This window comes from Streptomyces sp. BBFR25, assembly GCF_044590125.1.
Classification (GTDB): Bacteria; Actinomycetota; Actinomycetes; order Streptomycetales; family Streptomycetaceae; genus Streptomyces; species Streptomyces canus_D.
The window spans coordinates 3,333,992-3,353,099 of record NZ_CP172447.1; the positions used below are offsets into that span (position 1 = coordinate 3,333,992).

Genomic DNA, 19,108 nt, shown 5'->3' on the forward strand with positions numbered 1-19,108 from the left:
TCACCGGGCGTCTCAGAGGTTGCCGCGCTTCTCCTGCTCGCGCTCGATCGCCTCGAACAGGGCCTTGAAGTTGCCCTTGCCGAAGCCCATCGAGCCGTGGCGTTCGATCATCTCGAAGAAGACGGTCGGACGGTCCTGGACCGGCTTGGTGAAGATCTGCAGCAGGTAGCCGTCCTCGTCGCGGTCGACGAGGATCTTCAGCTCGCGCAGGATGTCGACGGGCACCCGGGTCTCGCCGGCCCACTCGCCGAGCGTGTCGTAGTACGAGTCGGGGGTGTCCAGGAACTCGACCCCGGCCGCCTTCATCGCGCGGACGGTCGCCACGATGTCGTTGGTGTTCAGCGCGATGTGCTGGACGCCGGCGCCGCCGTAGAACTCCAGGTACTCGTCGATCTGGGACTTCTTCTTGGCGACGGCGGGCTCGTTGATCGGGAACTTGACCTTGAGCGTGCCGTCGGCCACGACCTTCGACATCAGCGCGCTGTACTCGGTGGCGATGTCGTCGCCCACGAACTCCTTCATGTTCGTGAAGCCCATGACCTTGTTGTAGAAGCCGACCCACTCGTTCATGCGGCCGAGTTCGACGTTGCCGACGCAGTGGTCCACGGCCTGGAAGACGCGCTGCTCCGGCGGGGCGACCATCGGCTTGGCGGGGACGTACCCGGGCAGGTACGGGCCGTCGTAGCCGGTGCGCTCGACGAGGGTGTGCCGGGTCTCGCCGTAGGTGGCGATGGCGGCGAGGACGACGGTGCCGTGCTCGTCCTTGACCTCGTGCGGCTCGGCGAGCGAGCGGGCGCCGTGCTCGACGGCGTAGGCGTGGGCGGCGCGCGCGTCCGGGACCTCGATGGCGAGGTCGACGACGCCGTCGCCGTGCTCTGCGACGTGCTGGGCGAGGAAGGTGCCCCAGTCGGTCGAGGGCTTGATCACCGAGGTGAACACGAAGCGGGCGGAGCCGCTCTCCAGGACGTAGCTCGCGGTCTCGCGGCTGCCGTTCTCCGGTCCGGAGTAGGCGACCAGTTTCATGCCGAAGGCGGTGGAGTAGTAGTGCGCGGCCTGCTTGGCGTTGCCCACGGCGAAGACGACCGCGTCCATTCCCTTGACCGGGAAGGGGTCGGCCTGCCGGGCGGTGTCGGGAGTGTGGTGTGTGGTCTGCGTCATAGCCGCAGGTTCTCCCGTGTCCGCAAGGTGCGCAATAGTTTGCGTTTTCAGTGGGCAACCTGACCAGTGATACGCCGGTAGGGGCAGGCGATCTGTACAGGATGACCAGCCGGGAGGGTGAGGGGTGTGGCGGGTACGGGGATCGACCGACTGGATGGGCGGATCATCTCTCTGCTGGCGCGGGAGCCGCGGATCGGGGTGCTGGAGATGTCCCGGCGGCTGGGGGTGGCGCGCGGCACGGCGCAGGCGCGGCTCGACCGGCTTCAGTCGAACGGAGTCATCCGCGGCTTCGGTCCGGAGGTGGACCCGGCGGCCCTCGGCTACCCGGTCACCGCGTTCGCCACGCTGGAGATCCGGCAGGGCCAAGGAGCCGACGTACGCGCGCACTTGGCGAACGTGCCGGAGGTCCTGGAGCTGCACACCACGACCGGTACCGGGGACATGCTGTGCCGCCTCGTGGCCCGCTCGAACGCCGATCTCCAGCGGGTGATCGACCGGGTTGTCGGTTTTGATGGCATCGTCCGGGCCGCCACGGCGATCGTCATGGAGAACCCCGTTCCGCTGCGGATCATCCCGCTGGTGGAGCAGGCGGCCGGGGACAGCGACGGACACGACTGAGGCGGGCCGGACCCGGAGGTGAGCGGACGTGAACTTCTGGGACTTCCTGGGCAGCCGCCACCAGCAACTGCTCGCCGACGCCTATCAGCACGCCAGCGCCGTCTTCCAGTGCATGGTGGTGGCGACCCTGCTCGGGGTGATGATCGGCGTCCTCACCTACCGCAGCGACTGGGCGGGGAACCTGGCCACCCTGACCACGTCGACGATCCTCACCATCCCGTCGCTGGCCATGATCGGTCTGCTCATCCCGATCGTCGGCCTCGGCGTGCCGCCGACGGTGACCGCGCTGACCCTGTACGGGCTGCTGCCGATCGTGCGGAACTCGATCGTGGGCCTGCGCGGGGTCGACCCGGCGCTGGTGGACGCCGCCAAGGGCATCGGGATGTCGCGTCCGGCGCGGCTGCTGCGGGTGGAGCTGCCGCTGGCGTGGCCGCCGATCCTGACCGGCATCCGGGTCTCCACGCAGATGCTGATGGGCATCGCGGCGATCGCCGCCTACGCCTCGGGGCCGGGCCTCGGCAACGAGATCTTCCGCGGGATCGCCTCGCTGGGCAGCAAGAACGCGCTCAACCAGGTCCTCGCGGGCACGCTCGGGATCATCGTCCTGGCCCTGCTGTTCGACGCGGCGTACGTGCTGCTGGGACGGCTGACCATTCCGAGGGGGATCCGTGTCTGAGAACGGCCACGACGGCACCACCGGCGCGACCATCGAGCTGGACTCCCTCACCAAGCGCTACCCGGGCAGCCCGCAGCCCGCCGTCGAGAACGTGTCGATGGAGATCAAGGCCGGGGAGACGGTCATCTTCGTGGGCCCCTCGGGCTGCGGGAAGTCCACCACCCTGAAGATGATCAACCGGCTGATCGAGCCCAGCGGCGGACGCATCCGCATCAACGGCGAGGACGTCACCGACATCGACCCGGTGAAGCTGCGCCGCAAGGTCGGCTACGCGATCCAGTCCTCCGGTCTCTTCCCGCACATGACCGTCGCCCAGAACATCGCCCTGGTGCCGAAGATGATCGGCTGGTCCAAGTCCCGCATCCGCGCGCGGGTGGAGGAGATGCTGGACCTGGTCGGCCTGGACGCCGGGGAGTTCCACGGCCGCTATCCGCGCCAGCTCTCCGGCGGCCAGCAGCAGCGGGTGGGCGTGGCGCGGGCGCTGGCGGCCGATCCGCCGGTGCTGCTGATGGACGAGCCGTTCGGCGCGGTCGACCCGATCACCCGGGACCACCTCCAGGACGAGCTGATCCGCCTCCAGCACGAACTGCACAAGACGATCGTCTTCGTCACCCACGACTTCGACGAGGCGATCAAGCTGGGCGACCGGATCGCCGTGCTGCGCGAACGCTCCCACATCGCCCAGTTCGACACCCCGGAGGCGATCCTCACCAACCCGGCGGACGACTTCGTCTCCGGCTTCGTGGGCGCGGGCGCGGCCCTCAAGCGCCTGAACCTGACCCGGGTGCGGGACGTGGGCATCACGGACTACCCGACGGTCACCGTGGAGGACCCGCTGCAGCACATCTTCGACCGGCTGCGGGAGTCGGGCACCAACGAGATCCTGCTCCTGGACCGGCGCGGGCGCCCCTACAAGTGGCTGCGGCGCGGCGACCTGATGCGGGCCAGGGGCTCGCTGGCGCGGGCCGGGACGCTGGTCCACGACACGGTGACCCGGGACGCGACGCTGCGGGACGCGCTGGAGGCGGTGCTCACCGACAACGCGGGGCGGGTCGCGGTCACCGGGCGGCACGGCACGTACGAGGGCGTCGTGGACATGGAGACGCTGATGAACTCCGTGCACGAACTGCTGGAGGCCGACCGGCTGGACGCGCTGGAGCACCAGCACGACCTGGAGGAGACCCGGGCCACGCAGACGCACAGCGAGCAGGAGGGCTTCGGCGGGGTCGGAGGCCGCGCGTGAGCGGCTCCTCGCGCCCCTCCCCCGGCCGCCGCCCCACGGGCGAGCACGAGGTCACGGGGCTCGCCTTCCGGGACGACCGGGACGAGGAGGAAGAGGGCGGGGCTGCCCCGCCGTCCCCGGTGGCGGCGGGCCCCCGGGTCGGCTGGCGCAAGCTGACCTTCCTGCCCGTCGTCCTGATCGCCGTACTGCTGGCGACCTGGCTGTGGTACCGGCAGGCCGACCTGGACGCGCTCAGCCGGAACGCCCTCGGCAACGGCCAGGTCACCAAGGCCCTGTGGCAGCACGTCCAGCTGACGGTGATCTCCACCTTCTTCGTGCTGATCATCGCGATCCCGCTGGGCATCCTGCTCACCCGCAAGGCGTTCCGGAAGGCCACGCCGTTCGCGATGGCGTTCGCCAACATGGGCCAGGCGACCCCGGCGATCGGTCTGCTGGCGCTGCTGGTGATCTGGCTGGGCATCGGCCGCAGGGCCGCCCTCATCGGCATCATCATCTACGCCGTCCTGCCCGTGCTCTCCAACACCATCGCCGGCCTGAACGCGAACGACCCGACGCTCCTGGAGGCGGCCCGCGGCATCGGGATGTCCCCGCTGGGCGTGCTCACCCGGGTGGAACTCCCCCTGGCCGTCCCGCTCATCCTGGCCGGTGTGCGCACGGCCCTGGTCCTGAACGTCGGTACGGCGACGCTGGCGACCTTCGGCGGCGGCGGCGGCCTGGGCGTGCTGATCACCACCGGCATCACCAGCCAGCGGATGCCGGTGCTGGTGCTGGGCTCGATCCTCACCGTGGCCCTGGCGCTGCTGGTGGACTGGCTGGCGTCGCTGGCGGAGCTGCTGCTGCGGCCGCGGGGCTTGGAGGTGGGCACATGAGGCGGCGTACCCGCTGGGCGCTGGCAGCCGCACTCCTTTGTGCCTCTGCCGGGTGCGGTCTCACCAGCGGCTCCCCGATGGTCGACGACGTCGAGCCCGGCAGCATCGGTGAGGGGAAGCCACTGGAAGGGGCCGATCTCACGGTCACCTCGAAGGAGTTCACCGAGCAGCTGGTGCTCGGCGCGATCATGGGCATCGCCTTCGAGGCGGCCGGCGCGGAGGTGCTCGACCGCACCGGCATCCAGGGCTCGGTCGGCACCCGCGCGGCGGTCGAGAACGGCGACGCCGACGCCACGTACGAGTACACGGGCACCGCCTGGATCACCTACCTGGGCAACAGCAGGCCGATCCCCGACCCGAAGCAGCAGTGGGTGGCGGTGAAGGAGGCCGACGCGAAGAAGGGCCTGACCTGGCTGCCCCCGGCCCGTCTGAACAACACGTACGCGCTGGCGATGAACCAGGCCAACTACAAGAAGTACCGGACGAAGACCCTCTCGGAGGTCACCGCCCTGTCGAAGTCGGACCCGGGTGCGGTGACGCTGTGTGTGGAGGGCGAGTTCGCCAACCGCGCGGACGGCCTGCCCGGCCTGGAGAAGGCGTACGGCATGTCGCTGCCCGCCGGGAACATCACCCAGATGGACACCGGGATCATCTACACCCAGACCGCGAAGGGCGCCTGCACCTACGGCGAGGTGTACACCACCGACGGGCGGATCAAGTCCATGAACCTGGTGGTGATGGAGGACGACAAGAAGTTCTTCCCGAACTACAACGCGGCGCCCATGGTCCGCACGGCCACCCTGAAGAAGTGGCCGGCCATCGCGTCCGTCCTGGACCCGGTCACGAAGGCGCTGACCAACGACGTGGCGCGGACTTTGAACGCGAAGGTCGACGTGGACGGCGAGGACCCGCACCAGGTGGCGCTGGACTGGATGAAGGAGAGGGGCTTCGTCAAGGAGGGGTAGGACCCGGTCCGCTCAGCAGGCGGGGACGCTCCCCTTCCCGCTCTCCAGCGCCTTGAGCGAGTCGATCGCGCCCTTGAGCGTCGTCACCGGGATCAGCCGGAGCCCCTTCGGCAGCTCGGCCTGCGCGTCCGAGCACTCCGCCTTCGGTACGAGGAACACGGTGGCCCCGTCCCGCCGGGCGGCCTGCGTCTTGAGCGGAACCCCGCCGACGGCGCCGACCTTGCCGTCCCCGGTGATGGTCCCGGTCCCGGCGACGACCTTGCCGCCGGTGAGGTCACCGGCGCCGAGCTTGTCGACGATGCCGAGCGAGAAGAGCAGCCCGGCGCTGGGCCCGCCGACGTCCTCCAGCCGCAGCTCGACGTCGACGTCGCCCTTGTCCAGCCGGAGGTACCGGAGCGCGGCCGTGGTGGCGGTGTCCTGCGACTCCTTCATCTGCTCCTGGTTGTACTGCTCGATCTCGCTCACGTCGTCGCCGCTCGGGTAGACCGCGTCGCGCGGCATCACGGCCCGGTCGGTGTCGAACCAGCTGCCGAGCACGTCCCCGAGGCGGATGCTCGCGTCCGGCCCGGTCGCCTCGATCGTCGTCATCCGCAGCTGCCCGCTGGTCTCGTGCGTCGGCGCGCCGCTGACCGTGATCACCTCGGCCCCCCGGTTCTCCCCCAGCACATCGGCCGTCAGCCCCGGCTGCGCCACGGAGAACGGCAACGGCGCGAACACGGCGGTCGCGAGCAACGCCACGACGGGCAGACCGCAGACGGCGAGAAACTGGGGACGCGTGAGACGAGAGAGCACGGGGTCAATCTAACGTGGCCTGATCCGCGGGGCTCCGACGCCCGGCACGACCCGTCTCACCGCAGCGCCTCCGCCACCTCTCGGGCCGCGTGCATCACGCGTTCGCCGACTCGTTCGGGGACGACGTCGGCCAGCATGACGACGCCGACGCTGCCCTCGACGCCCGTGACCCCGAGGAGCGGCGCCGCCGCTCCGCAGGCGCCGGCTTCCAGTTCGCCGTGGGTGAGGGTGTAGCCGGGGGCGTCCGTGTCCTCGCCGGGGGGCTGGGGCGGGCGGCGGGCGGACAGGATGGCCTTGCCGGCGGCGCCCCGTTCCAGGGGGTGGCGGAAGCCCGCGCGGTAGGCGACGTGGTAGTCGGTCCAGGTCGGCTCCACGACCGCCACGGCCAGGGCTTCCGCGCCGTCCACCAGGGTCAGGTGGGCCGTCGCCCCGATGTCCTCGGCGAGGGCCCGCAGGGCCGGCATCGCGGCCTCGCGGACCAGGGGGTGCACCTGGCGGCCGAGGCCCAGTACGCCCAGGCCGACGCGGGCGCGGCCGCCCAGGTCGCGGCGTACGAGTGCGTGCTGCTCCAGCGTGGCGAGCAACCGGTACACGACGGTCCGGTTGACGCCCAGTTTGTGGGACAGCTCGGTGACGGTCAGCCCGTGGTCCGTATCGGCCAGCAGTTTGAGGACCCGCAGTCCCCGGTCGAGCGTCTGAGAGGTCTCCGCGGTCACGACGCCCACTCCTTAGTGGTGAGGTCGGCGGCCCTCCTCGCGGGGTGTGCGTCACCGAGTCCCGTCAGTGACGCGCTTCAGAGGCCGCCGATCGGCTGACGGCCCGGCCTTGTCCCGGGCCCAGTCGCTTCACGGCTGCGCTCCGCGGCGGCGCTGCCACGGGGCGTGTGCGTAGCGGGACAGTAACTACCAGGTCCGCTCAGCGGAAGGCTCCGTCCAGAATCCGGGCGCCAACCGTTATCGACTGCCGGTGTTTGTCCCGGTACGTTCCGCGCACGCCTCCGGTACCGCAGCACCCGCGCGTCACTTCATCCGCGTCGCCCACTCCTGCACCTTGGCGATGCGCTGGCGCAGCTGTCCGCCGGTCGCCTCGGCGCTGGGCGGGCCGCCGCACACCCGGCGCAGTTCGGTGTGGATCACGCCGTGCGGTTTGCCGCTCTGGTGGACGTAGGCGCCGACCATGGTGTTGAGCTGCTTGCGCAGCTCCATCAGCTCCTTGTGGGAGACCACCGGGCGCCGCTCGGCGGGCAGTTCGAGCAGGTCGGCCTCCTCGTCCGGCTTCTTGCGGCTGTGCGCGATCTGCCGGGCCTGCCGCTTCTGGAGCAGCAACTGCACCTGGTCGGGCTCCAGCAGGCCCGGGATGCCGAGGTAGTCCTGCTCCTCCTCGCTGCCCGGGTGGGCCTGCATCCCGAACTCCGCGCCGTTGTACATGACGCGGTCGAAGGTGGCCTCGGACTCCAGCGCCTCGAAGGCGAACTGCTCCTGCTCGCCGGTGTCCTCGTCCTGTTCCCGGTTCGCCTCGTCCATCTCCTTCTCGGACTCGGCGTAGGGGTCCTCCTCGCCCTCCTTCTTGGGCTTGTCGAGGACGTGGTCCCGCTCGCGCTCCATCTCGTTGGCGAAGGTGAGCAGGTCGGGCACGGTGGGGAGGAAGACGGACGCGGTCTCGCCGCGGCGGCGGGACCGGACGAACCGGCCGACGGCCTGGGCGAAGAAGAGGGGCGTGGAGATCGTCGTGGCGTAGACCCCGACCGCGAGGCGGGGGACGTCGACGCCCTCGGACACCATGCGGACGGCGACCATCCAGCGGTCGGTGCTCTGGCTGAAGGTGTCGATGTTCTTCGAGGCGCCCGCGTCGTCGGACAGCACGACCGTGGCCTTGTCGCCGGTGATCTCCCGGATCAGCTTGGCGTAGGCGCGGGCGGAGTCCTGGTCGGCGGCGATGACGAGCGCCCCGGCGTCCGGGATGGCCTTCCTGACCTCGGTCAGCCGCTGGTCGGCGGCGCGCAGCACGGCCGGCATCCACTCGCCGCGCGGGTCGAGCGCGGTGCGCCAGGCCTGGCTGACGGCGTCCTTGGTCATCGGCTCGCCGAGCCGGGCGGCGATCTCGTCGCCCGCCTTGGTGCGCCAGCGCATGTTGCCGCTGTAGCTCATGAAGATGACGGGGCGCACGACGCCGTCGGAGAGCGCGGAGCCGTAGCCGTAGGTGTAGTCGGCGGCGGAGCGGCGGATGCCGTCGTTGCCCTCCTCGTACGCCACGAAGGGGATCGGGTTGGTGTCGGAGCGGAAGGGCGTGCCGGTGAGCGCGAGGCGCCGGGTGGCCGGCTCGAACGCCTCCAGGCAGGCCTCGCCCCAGGACTTGGAGTCACCGGCGTGGTGGATCTCGTCGAGGATGACGAGCGTCTTGCGCTGCTCGACGCGGTTGCGGTGCAGCATGGGCCGTACGCCGACGCCCGCGTAGGTGATGGCGATGCCCTGGTACTCGCGGCTGAGCGGGCCCGCGCTGTACTCGGGGTCCAGCTTGATGCCTATCCGCGCCGCGGCCTCGGCCCACTGCTTCTTCAGGTGCTCGGTCGGCGCGACGACGGTCACCTGCTGCACGACGTGGTGGTGCAGCAGCCAGGACGCCAGCGTCAGCGCGAAGGTCGTCTTCCCGGCGCCGGGGGTGGCGACGGCCAGGAAGTCCCGGGGCTGGTCCTGGAGGTACTTCTCCATCGCCCCCTCCTGCCAGGCCCGCAGCTTGCCGGCGGTGCCCCAGGGGGCACGGCCGGGGAAGGCCGGGGACAGGTGGTGCGAGGTGCTGGAGCTGGCGGTGGTAGTCACGGTCTCCGAAGGGGGTAGAACGGCTCGGCCACGTATGACAACCGGGCCACCCTACCGGCGGGCCGACGCGATCAACGCGCGCACGGGGTCGGGTCACCCCCGGGTGGGACGGACGTCACAGCCGCCCCGTCCACCCCGTCGGTTCGTCCGCGGCTCACTTCTCCCGCACCCGCGTCGCGACCCACGCCCCCACCAGCGCCACCGCCGCCATCGGCAGGAACACCGCCGCGAAGGCCGCCGGGTGGGAGCCGGTCGCCTCGGTGGCCGCGTGGCTCACCGTGCCGCCGCCGAGGGCCGCGAACGCGGCGCCGCCGATGGACAGCAGGACGACGTTGGACAGGCCGTCGGAGATCTGCAGGGCGGCGGAGTTGGTGCCGGCCTCCTCGGGGGCGGAGAGCTTGAGCAGGAGCACGCTGGTGGAGGAGATCACCAGGCCCATGCCGAAGCAGCCGAAGGCCCAGGCGACGGCCACCGTCCAGGCGGGGACGGCGTCGATCAGCACGCTGGGGGCCGTGGTGACGGCCGCCGCGACCAGGAGCATGCCGAGGGCCATCAGGCGCTCCCGGTGCGACTCCAGGCGGGGCCGGGACTGGAGCCAGGAACCGGCGGCCCAGGTCGCGCCGCCCGCCGCGAGGGAGAGTCCGGCGAGGGTCGGGCTGAGGCCCCGCTGCGTGACCAGCATCAGCGGGACGAAGGACTCGGCGGCGATGAAGGACCCCGCGGCCACCCCACGCAGCAGGACCACGGAGGGCAGGCCGCGCACCGCCCGGTAGGTGCCGCGCGGCAGCAGTCCGAGGACGGCGGGGACGAGCAGAGCCACGCCCACCGCGCCGGGCAGCAGCGACACCCACCGCAGGTCCTGGGCGGCGTACTGGAGCAGACCCGCGCCCAGCGAGATGGCGAGGGCGAGGCGGATCCGGCGGCGGTCGAAGGAGGCGGGCGTCTCCCCTCCCCCCACGGCGCCGGACGCGCGGCTGCGTATCTGCGGCAGCGCGAGGGCCAGCGGGACGACGACCAGCACCGGGATGCCGACGAACACCCAGCGCCAGCCGAGGTGCTCGGTCACCGCGCCGGCGGCCAGCGGGCCGACGACGGACGGGACCACCCAGCCCGCCGCGAACGCCGCCATGATCGCGGGCCGCAGCCGCTCCGGGTAGGCCCGCCCCACGACGACGTACAGCGCGACGATGACGAGCCCGCCGCCGAGCCCCTGCACGGCCCGCCCCAGGATGAACAGCCACATCGCGCCCGCCGTCCCGGACAGCACGAGACCGGCCGCGAAGGAGGCGATGCCGGTCGTCAGCGGGGCCAGCGGCCCGCGCCGGTCCGACCACTGCCCGGAGAGCACCATCCCGAACAAGCTGGTCGTGAAGTACCCCGAGAACGCGAACGCGTACAGCGACACCCCGTCCAGCTCCCGCGCCGCCACCGGCATCGCGGTGCCGACCGCCGTCGCCTCGAAGGCGATCAGCACGATGACGGAGACGATGCCGATGCTCAGCGCCCGGTAGGCGCGGCTCAGCACGGTGTCGGCGGGTGCGGCAGCAGGGGTGACGGAGGGCTCGGCGGGGGCCGCGACATCGGTGTCGCGGGGCTCAGGGACGGTCATGGTCGCCAGAGTAAGGGCCAAGGACCGCCTTGACCCCTGTCGGGAGACGGTACGGGACCGGGACCTTGGTCGTACGACCTCCCCTGCTTCGTGAACGCGGTATGGCAGTCGTGTTGCGGCCCCGCCGGATTCCTTGAGCCGCTCCCCCGCTCCGCCTACCGTCGAGTCACGAAGTCGGACACGGCCGTGTGCCCGAGTGGTTGAGGGGCTCGCCTGCAAAGCGAGTTACGCGGGTTCGATCCCCGCCACGGCCTCCAGCAGCGCCGCGCGGCGCAACGCCCAGAGGGTGAGGGCGAGGGCGGAGACGTCCGCCACCAGGGGGTGGAGGGTGCCGTCGGGCGTCCTCCAGGTCAGGACGGCGCCCGTCGTGCCGTCGACGACCACGTGCGCGCCGTCCGCGAGCCGTCCCAGGCGTACGAGGCGCTCCGCGTCGGCCGGGACCGGATGCCCGGGGTGCTCCTCGCCGTACTCCGCGAGCGTCGGCAGGGGCAGGTCGTCCGCGTCCAGCCGGAAGGGGTGGGCGTCCTCGGGCAGGCCCGTCTCGCGCAGGAAGCGGCGGGTGGGCTCGTGGGTGAGGGTCCGGGGGAAGTCGATGTCCTCGAAGCGCGTCACGCGGTGACGGCCGAACTCCCGGTCCAGGAACCGGGACGGCAGGTCGCGGGAGGTCCCCGGCTCCGCGCGGTGGCTCACCGCCAGGAGCAGGCAGCTCATCAGGGTGGACGTGTTCCACAGGGAGGGGCGCTCGCAGCTCCCCTGGGGCCGTCGGGTGGCGCCGCGCGTCCACGACGGGTCCTCCACTGACGTGGCGAGGCGGACCCGGGAGACCAGCGAGGAAGGCGGCGTGCGGACGTCCGTCGCCGCGTCCCGCGTGGTCGTCGTACCGCCGGTGACCGCGTGCATGTCTCCCCCGAGTTGTCAGGCCGTCCGGGTGCCGACGGCCGCCGTTCGCACTCCTTCGGAGACTACGCGCCACCACTGACAACGCACCTGCGCACGGACCCCGTTCGCCCTTGAGGACGCGCCGGACCCCGCACGCGTTGCCTCACGCGCGCGGGCGGCTCGTGCGCGTGAGGCTCAGTGGCCGGTGGCCACCGCCGCCTGCGGGCGGATCGGGAGGCGGTTGACCGGGCGTCCGGTGGCCGCGCGCACCGCGGAGGCGACGGCCGCCGGGGACGCGACCACGGGTGCCGCGCTGACGGCCTTGGCGCCGAAGGGGGCGACCACGTCACGCTCCTCGACGAGCTTCACGATCCGGATGTCGGGGGTGTCGAGTGCCGTCGGGAGGGCGTAGCCGGTCAGGTCGGGGTGGCGGATCAGACCGCGCGGGGTGCGGAGGTTCTCCGTGAGCGCGATGCCGACGCCCTGGGTGACGCCCGCCTCGATCCGGGCGGTCAGCTGGGCCGGGTTCAGGACCCGGCCGACGTCCTGGGCGACGGCCAGCTCCACGACCCGTACCGAGCCGATCTCGATGTCCACGTCCACCACCGCGCGGATCGCGCAGAAGGCCATCCCGACGAACGCGTCGCCCTGCCCGGCCTCGTCCAGCGGCTCGGTCGGGTGCGGGCGGCACTGGGCGGTGGCCCACAGCTCCTTGCCGTCCAGCGCCTCGCTGACGGTCGTCGAGAGCACGCCGTCGTACGAGGTGATCTTGCCGTCGGCGATCTGGAGCAGCTCGGTCGACATCCCGAACTGGTGCGCCAGCGGCTGGAGGAGCTGGGTGCGGACCATCTTGGCCGCCCGCTCCACCGCGCCGCCCGACACCCAGGTGTGCCGGCCCCGGCAGCCCGGTCCGGCCGGGGGCTGGTCGGTGTCGACGGGTGCCACCTGCACCTCGTCGACGCCGAGGGTGTCCTGCACGATCTGCCGGGCCAGCGTGGTGAAACCCTGGCCGGTCTCGACGGCCGCGCACAGCACCGTCGCCACGCCGTCCTGGACCTTCACCGTGGCCGTGGAGACCTCGTCCGCGCCCTCCGCGCCGAGCATGTGCACCATGCCGATGCCGTAGCCCACGCCCCGGCGCACCGCGCCCGGTTCGCCCGCGCCCTCGGGGCCGCCGGGCAGCAGCCACTCGTCCTCGGGCGGCGCGGGCAGCGGGAAGTCGCGGACCGCCTGGAGGAGTTCGGCGACCGGGGCGGGGCAGGTGACCGTCTGGCCGGTGGGCAGCACGTCGCCGGTGGCCAGGACGTTGCGCAGCCGCACCTCGGCCGGGTCGAGGCCGAGCTTCTTGGCGACCTTGTCCATCTGCGCCTCGTACGCGGCGCAGACCTGCATGGCGCCCTCGCCGCGCACATGGCCGGAGGGCGGGTTGTTGGTGCGTACGGCCCAGCCCTCGATGAAGGCGTTCGGGACGACGTAGGGGCCGCAGGCGAAGGCGACCGCGGCGGCCAGGGCGTCGGAGGAGGTGTCCGCGTAGGCGCCCGCGTCGAGCAGGATCTGCGCCTCGACCTTCACGACCCGGCCCTCGGCGTCCGCGTGGTGGCGGTAGCGCAGGAGGGTGGGGTGGCGGTGGGTGTGCCCGAGGAAGGACTCCTCGCGCGTGGCGGTCAGTTTCACCGGGCAGCCGGTCTTCAGCGCGAGCAGGCCGAGCGGCAGCTGGAAGCCCTGGTCCTCGCGGTCGGCGGTGGCGCCCGGCACCCCGGTGACCACGATCTTCACCTGCTCGGGGGGCAGGCCGTAGCAGGCGGCGGCGATCTCGCGGTCGCCGTGCGGGTCGGTGGAGGCCAGGTACAGCTCCACGCCGCCGTCGGGGCGCGGTACGGCGAGACCCGCCTCGGCCCCTATGGGCGCCGGGTCCTGACGGCCGATGCGGTACAGGCCCTCGACGACGATCTCGCCGGCCGCCTCCGGGTCGCCTTGGCGCAGCGGGATGTGCCGGATCAGGTTGCCGTCGGGGTGCAGCGGCTCGGCCTCGAAGGCCTGCTCCGGGTCGGTGACCGGGTCGAGCACCTCGTACTCGACGATGACGGCGGCGGCGGCCATCCGCGCGGTGTCCGGGTGGTCGGCGGCGACGGCGGCGAGGGGCTCGCCGTGGTGGCGTACGACCTCGGAGGCGAAGACCGGGCGGTCGGCGCGGGAGCCGCGGCCGTGCAGCGGGGTGCCCGGCACGTCCTCGTGGGTGACGACGGCCCGTACGCCGGGCATCTCGCGCGCGTGGGTGGTGTCGATGGACACGATGCGCGCGTGCGGGTGCGGTGAGCGCAGCACGGCCGCCCACAGCAGGCCCTCGGCCCACAGGTCGGCGGCGTAGGGGAAGGTGCCCTCGGTCTTGGCGCGGGCGTCGGCGGGCGGCAGGGACGCGCCGAGGCCGTGCGGGATCGGTTCGGGGGCCGGGGTCGCCGCCTCGGCGGTTCCCTCGGCCTCCGCAGTCGCGGCGTCGTTGCTCACGCGTGGCCTCCGTCCCGGCCGTGGGTGCCGTGGTCGCCGTGGTCGCCGTACGGCGGCTGGTCGTGCGGTCCTGTCGGGTCCTGCGCCCCGGGCGGTGGCTGGGACGCGAACGCCGCCGGGTTGACGCCGCCCGCGCCGGGGCCTGCCTGGTGCGGGATGCGGGGCTCCTCGGTGCCGGCGCCCGCCTGGGCGTCGGCGTCGGCGTGCGCCTCGCGTTCGGCGACGACCTCCTGGACGGCCTCCAGGACGCCCCGGTAGCCGGAGCAGCGGCACAGGTTGCCGCACAGGGCCTGGCGGGCCTCCAGCTCGGTCGGGGCCGGGTTGCCCTCCAGGAGGTTGTGCACGGTCATCGCCATGCCGGGCACGCAGAAGCCGCACTGCACGGCGCCGCGCCGGGCGAGGGCCCGCTGCACGTCCGAGGGCTGTCCGTCGGTGGCCAGGCCCTCGACGGTGCGCACCTCGCTGCCGGCCGCGGTCACGGACGGGACCAGGCAGGAGGCGACGAGCCGTCCGTCGACCTGCACGTTGCAGGCGCCGCACTCACCCTGCGAGCAGCCGTCCTTGGCGCCCGCGAGGCCGAGCCGCTCGCGCAGCACGTACAGCAGCGATTCGCCGATCCAGGCGTCGGTGACGGGCCGGTCGGCGCCGTTGACGCGCAGCACGTAGGAGGCAAGGGGGTGTTCCTCCCGCGAACCGGCGGGGGCCGACGGCTCCTGGGCGCCGTCGGGGCCGGCCTCGGTGGTGTCCGCGTCGGTCCCGTCCGCGTCCGGGCCCGTACCGGCGTCGGCCGCGTCGTCCCCGGGGGCGTCCGGGGTCTCGGGCCGCGGCCCTCCCACGGGTGGCCCTCCGGGCTCGTCGACGGGCTCGGGGGTGCGCTCCCCAGCGGCGGTGGGTGCCGGGGCCGCCAGGGGGCCGTCAGCGGCCTCCGGACGGGATGCCGCCCTCGCCTCCTCGGCAGGGCCCGCGGAACGCCCTGCCGGGCCCTCAGCGGCCTCCTCGGCCCCATGCGGCCCGTCGGTGACCGTCCCAGTCTCAGCGGCGAGCCCGGCGGCGGCTTCGGTCACGGGCTCGGCGGCGTCGCCGGGCACATGGGCGTACGGACCGTCGGCAGGACGGGAGCCGTCAAGGCTCGCGCCGGGGTCGCGCCGGTGCGGGGTCGCGGTCGCGTCCGGCTCGTGTGGGTCGGCAGCGGTGTCTGGGCCGTGGTCCGCGCCGACGCCGGAGTCGGACTCGTGCCCGTGCCCGCCCGCGGGGGCGGACTCGTATCCGTGCCCGTGCCCGTGCGGGGTCGGGTCCGGCTCCCGTGGACCGGCAGCGGGGTCGGACGCGGGGTCCGCGCCGACGCCGGAGTCGGGTCCGTGTCCCTGCCCGTGCTCACCCGCGACAAAGCCGTATCCGTGTCCGCTCGCGGCGGACCGCTCCTCGTCGGACGGGCCGGTCGGCTCCGTGGCCTCGCCCCACGGCTGGCCGGGCGGCTGGGTCGCCCAGGGCGCGGGAGCGCCGCCGGGGAGGGTGGCGGGAGCGCCGGTGCCCCACTGCTCGGCCAGGGACGAGGTGGTGAACTCGCCCGACTCGTCCGGCAGGTCGCCGTCGGCCACGGGGATGGACCACTGCCCGGTCACGTCCTGGCCCGGCGCGGGCCGGGACGCCGCGGCCTCCGGGTCGGCCTGCGGTGCCTGCGGTGTCTGCGAGAAGTCCCACTGGCCGGTGGCGCCGGGCTGGTAGGCGAACCGGTCGTCCTGCCCGGCGTGCCCGCCGTAGGGCGCCGCCCCGCCGTAGGGGTCCTGCTGGGCCGCGTAGTCGCCGTACCCCTGGTGGGCGGCCGGGTCCTGACCGGTGTCCGGGGTCTGCCACTGGGTGCCGTCCACGGGCGCGGACGGGGCCGACGGCACCGCCCAGGAGCCGGTGGCGGCCGGGTCGGTACCGGCGGTGGTGGCGGGCGCGACCGTGATCTGGGGCGGCACGTACCCGTGTCCGGGCGCGGCGAGCGGGCTCTCGGAGGAGGCGAGGAGCGCGTCCACACCGCCCTCGGGGAGTTTCACGAAGGCGGTGGCGCCGTCGTCGTAGTCGCCCTGGGGCAGCGGGTCCCAGCGGCTGCCGCCGGGGGGTGTGCCCCCCGCGTGCTGATCTCCGTGCGGGTCGCCGTGCTGGTCGTCGGTCATGACAGCGCCCTCCCCAGTGCTCGTCGGGCCAGCGCGGCGACGGTGCGCCGCAGGTGCAGTACGGCGGGCGGAAGCTGCGGCACGGAGCCGTCGTCGTCCGGGGCCGCGTCGGGGATGCAGGCCGCGGCGACGTACTCGCCGAATCCGTGCAGCGCCTCCGGGACGACGGCGCGGCCGTTGTCCCAGTCGATGAGCGAGGCCACCCACTGCTCGGCCTCCAGGGGCCGCAGCGGCATCGGCGCGATGGCGCCCACCGCGCACCGCACTCCGCGCCGGGCGGGGTCGAGGACCAGCGCCACGGAGGCCGTCGCGCGGCCGGGTCCGGTGCGGCCGGTCGCCTTCAGGAAGACCTGCGGCGCGTGCAGCAGCGGCACGCGCACGTAGCCGATGAGTTCTCCCGCGCGGAGCATCTCCATGCCCGCCAGCAGGTGCGAGACCGGCATCTCCCGGCGGGCGCCGTCCGGGCCCGCGATGATCAGGGTCGCCTCCAGGGCGGCCAGCACCGGCAGCGCGTCCCCGGTGGGGGCGGCCGAGGCGATGTTGCCGCCCAGGGTGCCCGCGTTGCGGATCTGCGGCGGTCCGGCGGCCCGCGCGGCGGCGGCGAGCGCCGGGATGAGCGCGGCGAAGTCGGGGCGGCCCATGCGGGCGTGGGTGAGGCCCGCGCCGAGCAGCGCGTGCCCGTCCTGGTACTGCCAGCCGCGGATCTCGCTGATCCGGCCGAGGCCCACCAGCGCGGCGGGCCTGAGCTGACCGGAGTTGACGGCCGCCATCAGGTCGGTGCCGCCCGCGACCGGAACGGCCGCGGGCATCGCGGTGAGCGCCGCCACGGCCTCGTCCAGTGTCGTGGGCAGCGTGACGGCCTGCGCCGCCTGCGGTGCGTGCGTGGTCAAACCGACTGCCCCTTCCCGCTGTCCCACCTGGTCCCGCCCATGTGGCCGTACGGTACGACCTGACAGGGCGGACGTGGCAACTCTGGCACATCTTCGCAGGGCCCGAACGCAGGGGTCCGCTAGGAGGCATTCGCCCACCTCGTCGGCGAGATGGTCCGTTTTCACACGGGATCTCCGACGATCGGAGTTACGCGTGATGCGTACGAGTTGCCACTCTTCGGTGTCGTTTAGGGGCGTTTCCCTTGCTTGCTCACGTACTCACTTGGTCACCCGCTCACTTGGCCGCCTGTTCACATGTTCGGCGGCGGCCCGTCCATCGGACGGCCGAGCACGCCGGGCCGCCGCTGCCAGGGCCGCGGACCGGCGGGCGGACGGTAGGCGACGCCCAGGGCGTCGAGCCGCCGGTAGTGGGTGGCCATCCGCCGCTCGAAGGCGCCGTAGTCCCGGTCGGCGGGGGCGGGCAGGGCGCTCCAGGCGACCTCGGCGAAGGCGGCGAGCCTCGGGAAGAGCTGGTAGTCCACCCGCTCCTGGTTCTCCGTCACCTCGGTCCACAGGTTCGCCTGGGTGCCGATCACGTGTCCGGCCTCCTCAGGGGTCAGCTCCGCCGGAACCGGCTCGAACCGGTAGACGTCCTCCAGGGTGCGCACGTAGGCGATCGGCACGGGTTCGTCCTCGCCGCCGTCCTCCCGGAAGTTCAGGTACACCTGCTGCTCGGGGCACATCACGACGTCGTGCCCCGCGCGCGCGGCGGCGATCCCGCCCGCGTAACCGCGCCAGGAGGAGACGGCCGCGCCCTTGGCGAGTCCGCCCTCCAGGATCTCGTCCCAGCCGATGAGCCGGCGTCCGCGCGCGCTGAGCCAGGTGTCGAAGTGCTGGATGAACCAGGACTGGAGTTCGTCCTCGTCGGCGAGGCCGAGTTCCGCGATCCGCGCCTGCGCGGTGGCGGAGGCCCGCCACTGGTCCTTGGGGCATTCGTCGCCGCCGATGTGGACGAACTCCGAGGGGAAAAGCTCCAGGAGTTCCTCGAACACGCCCTCGTAGAAGCGCAGGGTGTTCTCGGAAGGGTTGAGCACGTTCGGGCAGACGCCCCAGGTGTCCCAGACGGACAGGGCGGTGGTGTCGATCACATCCGTGTTGCCCAGTTCCGGATACGCGGCGATGGCGGCCTGCGAGTGCCCGGGTACGTCGATTTCGGGGACGACGGTGATGTGCCGTGCGGCGGCGTAGGCGACGATCTCCCGGATGTCCTCCTGGGTGTAGTAGCCGCCGTGGGGTTTGTCCTCCCACAGCGGCGAGGCCCGGTGGCCGAATTTGGTGCGCGACCGCCAGGAGCCGGTCTCGGTGAGCTTCGGATGGCGTTTGATCTCCACGCGCCAGCCCTGGTCGTCCGTCAGGTGGAAGTGCAGGACGTTGAGTTTGTGGGCGGCCATCAGGTCCAGGTAGCGCAGGACGCCGTCCTTCGGCATGAAGTGCCGGGAGACGTCCAGCATCAGTCCGCGCCAGCGGAAGCGGGGCGCGTCCTCGATGCGGCCCAGCGGCAGCCGCCACCGGCGGTCGGGCAGCGGGGCGCGCCGGAAGGCGTCCGGGCCGAGCAGCTGGCGCAGTGTCTGGGCGCCCCAGAAGAGGCCGGCCGGACCGCCGCCGGTGAGGTGCACGCCCTCCGGCGCGATGTCGAGGCGGTAGCCCTCTTCGGCCAGTTCGCCGTCGAGGTCCAGCCGGACGAGGCCGCCGTCCCCCGCCCCGGGCGCCAGCGGCAGGCCGGTGGCCGCGCCCAGCGTGGCGCGCAGCCAGCGTTCGGTGTGCTCGGCGCCTTCTCCGGCCACCAGAGCGGTGTCCGGGCCGAGGTCGAAGAAGGAGTCGGCGTCCGGGGCGGCCACTTGACGCGGCTGGGGGATCACGTCGGTCGAGTGCGTCACGTCGGTCACG

General features: G+C 72.9%; 15 protein-coding genes and 1 tRNA gene. 6 read left to right on the top strand and 10 right to left on the bottom strand.

Features of this window, described 5'->3' with window-relative positions:
- Nucleotides 1-12: 12 nt before the first annotated feature.
- Nucleotides 13-1,158 (bottom strand): 4-hydroxyphenylpyruvate dioxygenase, encoded by a 1,146-nt coding sequence (hppD, locus tag ACGH52_RS15125; RefSeq protein ID WP_059301576.1) that lies wholly within the window; start codon nucleotides 1,156-1,158, stop codon nucleotides 13-15.
- 126 nt (nucleotides 1,159-1,284) lie between these two features.
- Between hppD and ACGH52_RS15130 the strand changes: the two genes are divergently transcribed.
- From ACGH52_RS15130 to ACGH52_RS15150, 5 genes are read left to right on the top strand one after another with little or no spacing between them, the layout of a single operon-like run.
- Nucleotides 1,285-1,776 carry an Lrp/AsnC family transcriptional regulator gene (locus tag ACGH52_RS15130; protein ID WP_059301577.1) on the top strand — a complete coding sequence of 164 codons (492 nt, stop codon included), beginning with the start codon at nucleotides 1,285-1,287 and terminating at the stop codon, nucleotides 1,774-1,776.
- Nucleotides 1,777-1,804: 28 nt separating this feature from the next.
- Nucleotides 1,805-2,452, top strand: coding sequence for an ABC transporter permease (locus ACGH52_RS15135; protein WP_059301578.1), 648 nt, complete (start codon nucleotides 1,805-1,807; stop codon nucleotides 2,450-2,452).
- Entirely contained in the window at nucleotides 2,445-3,695 is a 1,251-nt protein-coding gene (locus tag ACGH52_RS15140) for a betaine/proline/choline family ABC transporter ATP-binding protein (RefSeq protein WP_121701176.1), read from the top strand. The genes ACGH52_RS15135 and ACGH52_RS15140 overlap by 8 nt, the downstream gene beginning before the upstream one ends.
- Nucleotides 3,692-4,564, top strand: a complete 873-nt coding sequence (locus tag ACGH52_RS15145; RefSeq protein ID WP_121701177.1) for an ABC transporter permease — start codon at nucleotides 3,692-3,694, stop codon at nucleotides 4,562-4,564. The genes ACGH52_RS15140 and ACGH52_RS15145 overlap by 4 nt, the downstream gene beginning before the upstream one ends.
- The gene (locus ACGH52_RS15150; RefSeq protein ID WP_121701178.1) at nucleotides 4,561-5,529 is read left to right on the top strand and encodes a glycine betaine ABC transporter substrate-binding protein; all 969 of its coding nucleotides are present in this window, start codon (nucleotides 4,561-4,563) and stop codon (nucleotides 5,527-5,529) included. The genes ACGH52_RS15145 and ACGH52_RS15150 overlap by 4 nt, the downstream gene beginning before the upstream one ends.
- A 12-nt stretch (nucleotides 5,530-5,541) precedes the next feature.
- Here ACGH52_RS15150 and ACGH52_RS15155 read toward each other — a convergent pair whose 3' ends face one another.
- From ACGH52_RS15155 to ACGH52_RS15170, 4 genes are all read right to left on the bottom strand, one after another.
- The gene (locus tag ACGH52_RS15155; RefSeq protein ID WP_076974570.1) at nucleotides 5,542-6,321 is read right to left on the bottom strand and encodes a PDZ domain-containing protein; all 780 of its coding nucleotides are present in this window, start codon (nucleotides 6,319-6,321) and stop codon (nucleotides 5,542-5,544) included.
- Nucleotides 6,322-6,377: 56 nt separating this feature from the next.
- A complete protein-coding gene (locus tag ACGH52_RS15160; RefSeq protein WP_399939780.1) occupies nucleotides 6,378-7,037 on the bottom strand; it encodes an IclR family transcriptional regulator in 660 nt (219 codons plus the stop codon).
- 303 nt (nucleotides 7,038-7,340) lie between these two features.
- Nucleotides 7,341-9,137: a DEAD/DEAH box helicase gene (locus ACGH52_RS15165; RefSeq protein ID WP_059301649.1), complete on the bottom strand. Its 1,797-nt coding sequence runs from the start codon at nucleotides 9,135-9,137 to the stop codon at nucleotides 7,341-7,343.
- A 154-nt stretch (nucleotides 9,138-9,291) separates the two neighbouring features.
- On the bottom strand, nucleotides 9,292-10,746 hold the full coding sequence (locus ACGH52_RS15170; RefSeq protein WP_399939783.1) for an MFS transporter: 1,455 nt from the start codon (nucleotides 10,744-10,746) through the stop codon (nucleotides 9,292-9,294).
- Nucleotides 10,747-10,928: 182 nt separating this feature from the next.
- Here ACGH52_RS15170 and ACGH52_RS15175 point away from each other — a divergent pair.
- Nucleotides 10,929-11,003, top strand: a tRNA-Cys gene (locus ACGH52_RS15175).
- Here the strand turns inward: ACGH52_RS15175 and ACGH52_RS15180 are convergent.
- The 5 genes from ACGH52_RS15180 to ACGH52_RS15200 all read right to left on the bottom strand — a co-directional run bounded on the left by ACGH52_RS15180 (nucleotide 10,972) and on the right by ACGH52_RS15200 (nucleotide 19,107).
- Nucleotides 10,972-11,646 (bottom strand): SUKH-4 family immunity protein, encoded by a 675-nt coding sequence (locus ACGH52_RS15180; RefSeq protein WP_238696613.1) that lies wholly within the window; start codon nucleotides 11,644-11,646, stop codon nucleotides 10,972-10,974. The genes ACGH52_RS15175 and ACGH52_RS15180 overlap by 32 nt on opposite strands.
- A gap of 174 nt (nucleotides 11,647-11,820) precedes the next feature.
- Entirely contained in the window at nucleotides 11,821-14,130 is a 2,310-nt protein-coding gene (locus ACGH52_RS15185; RefSeq protein ID WP_399939787.1) for a xanthine dehydrogenase family protein molybdopterin-binding subunit, read from the bottom strand.
- Nucleotides 14,127-16,292 carry a 2Fe-2S iron-sulfur cluster-binding protein gene (locus ACGH52_RS15190; protein ID WP_399939791.1) on the bottom strand — a complete coding sequence of 722 codons (2,166 nt, stop codon included), beginning with the start codon at nucleotides 16,290-16,292 and terminating at the stop codon, nucleotides 14,127-14,129. The genes ACGH52_RS15185 and ACGH52_RS15190 overlap by 4 nt, the downstream gene beginning before the upstream one ends.
- Nucleotides 16,289-17,182, bottom strand: coding sequence for a xanthine dehydrogenase family protein subunit M (locus ACGH52_RS15195; RefSeq protein WP_076974574.1), 894 nt, complete (start codon nucleotides 17,180-17,182; stop codon nucleotides 16,289-16,291). Before ACGH52_RS15195 ends, ACGH52_RS15190 begins: the two co-directional genes overlap by 4 nt.
- Nucleotides 17,183-17,472: 290 nt before the next feature.
- Complete coding sequence (locus ACGH52_RS15200; RefSeq protein ID WP_121702078.1) at nucleotides 17,473-19,107, bottom strand: beta-N-acetylhexosaminidase; 1,635 nt, start codon at nucleotides 19,105-19,107, stop codon at nucleotides 17,473-17,475.
- Nucleotide 19,108: the final 1 nt, after the last annotated feature.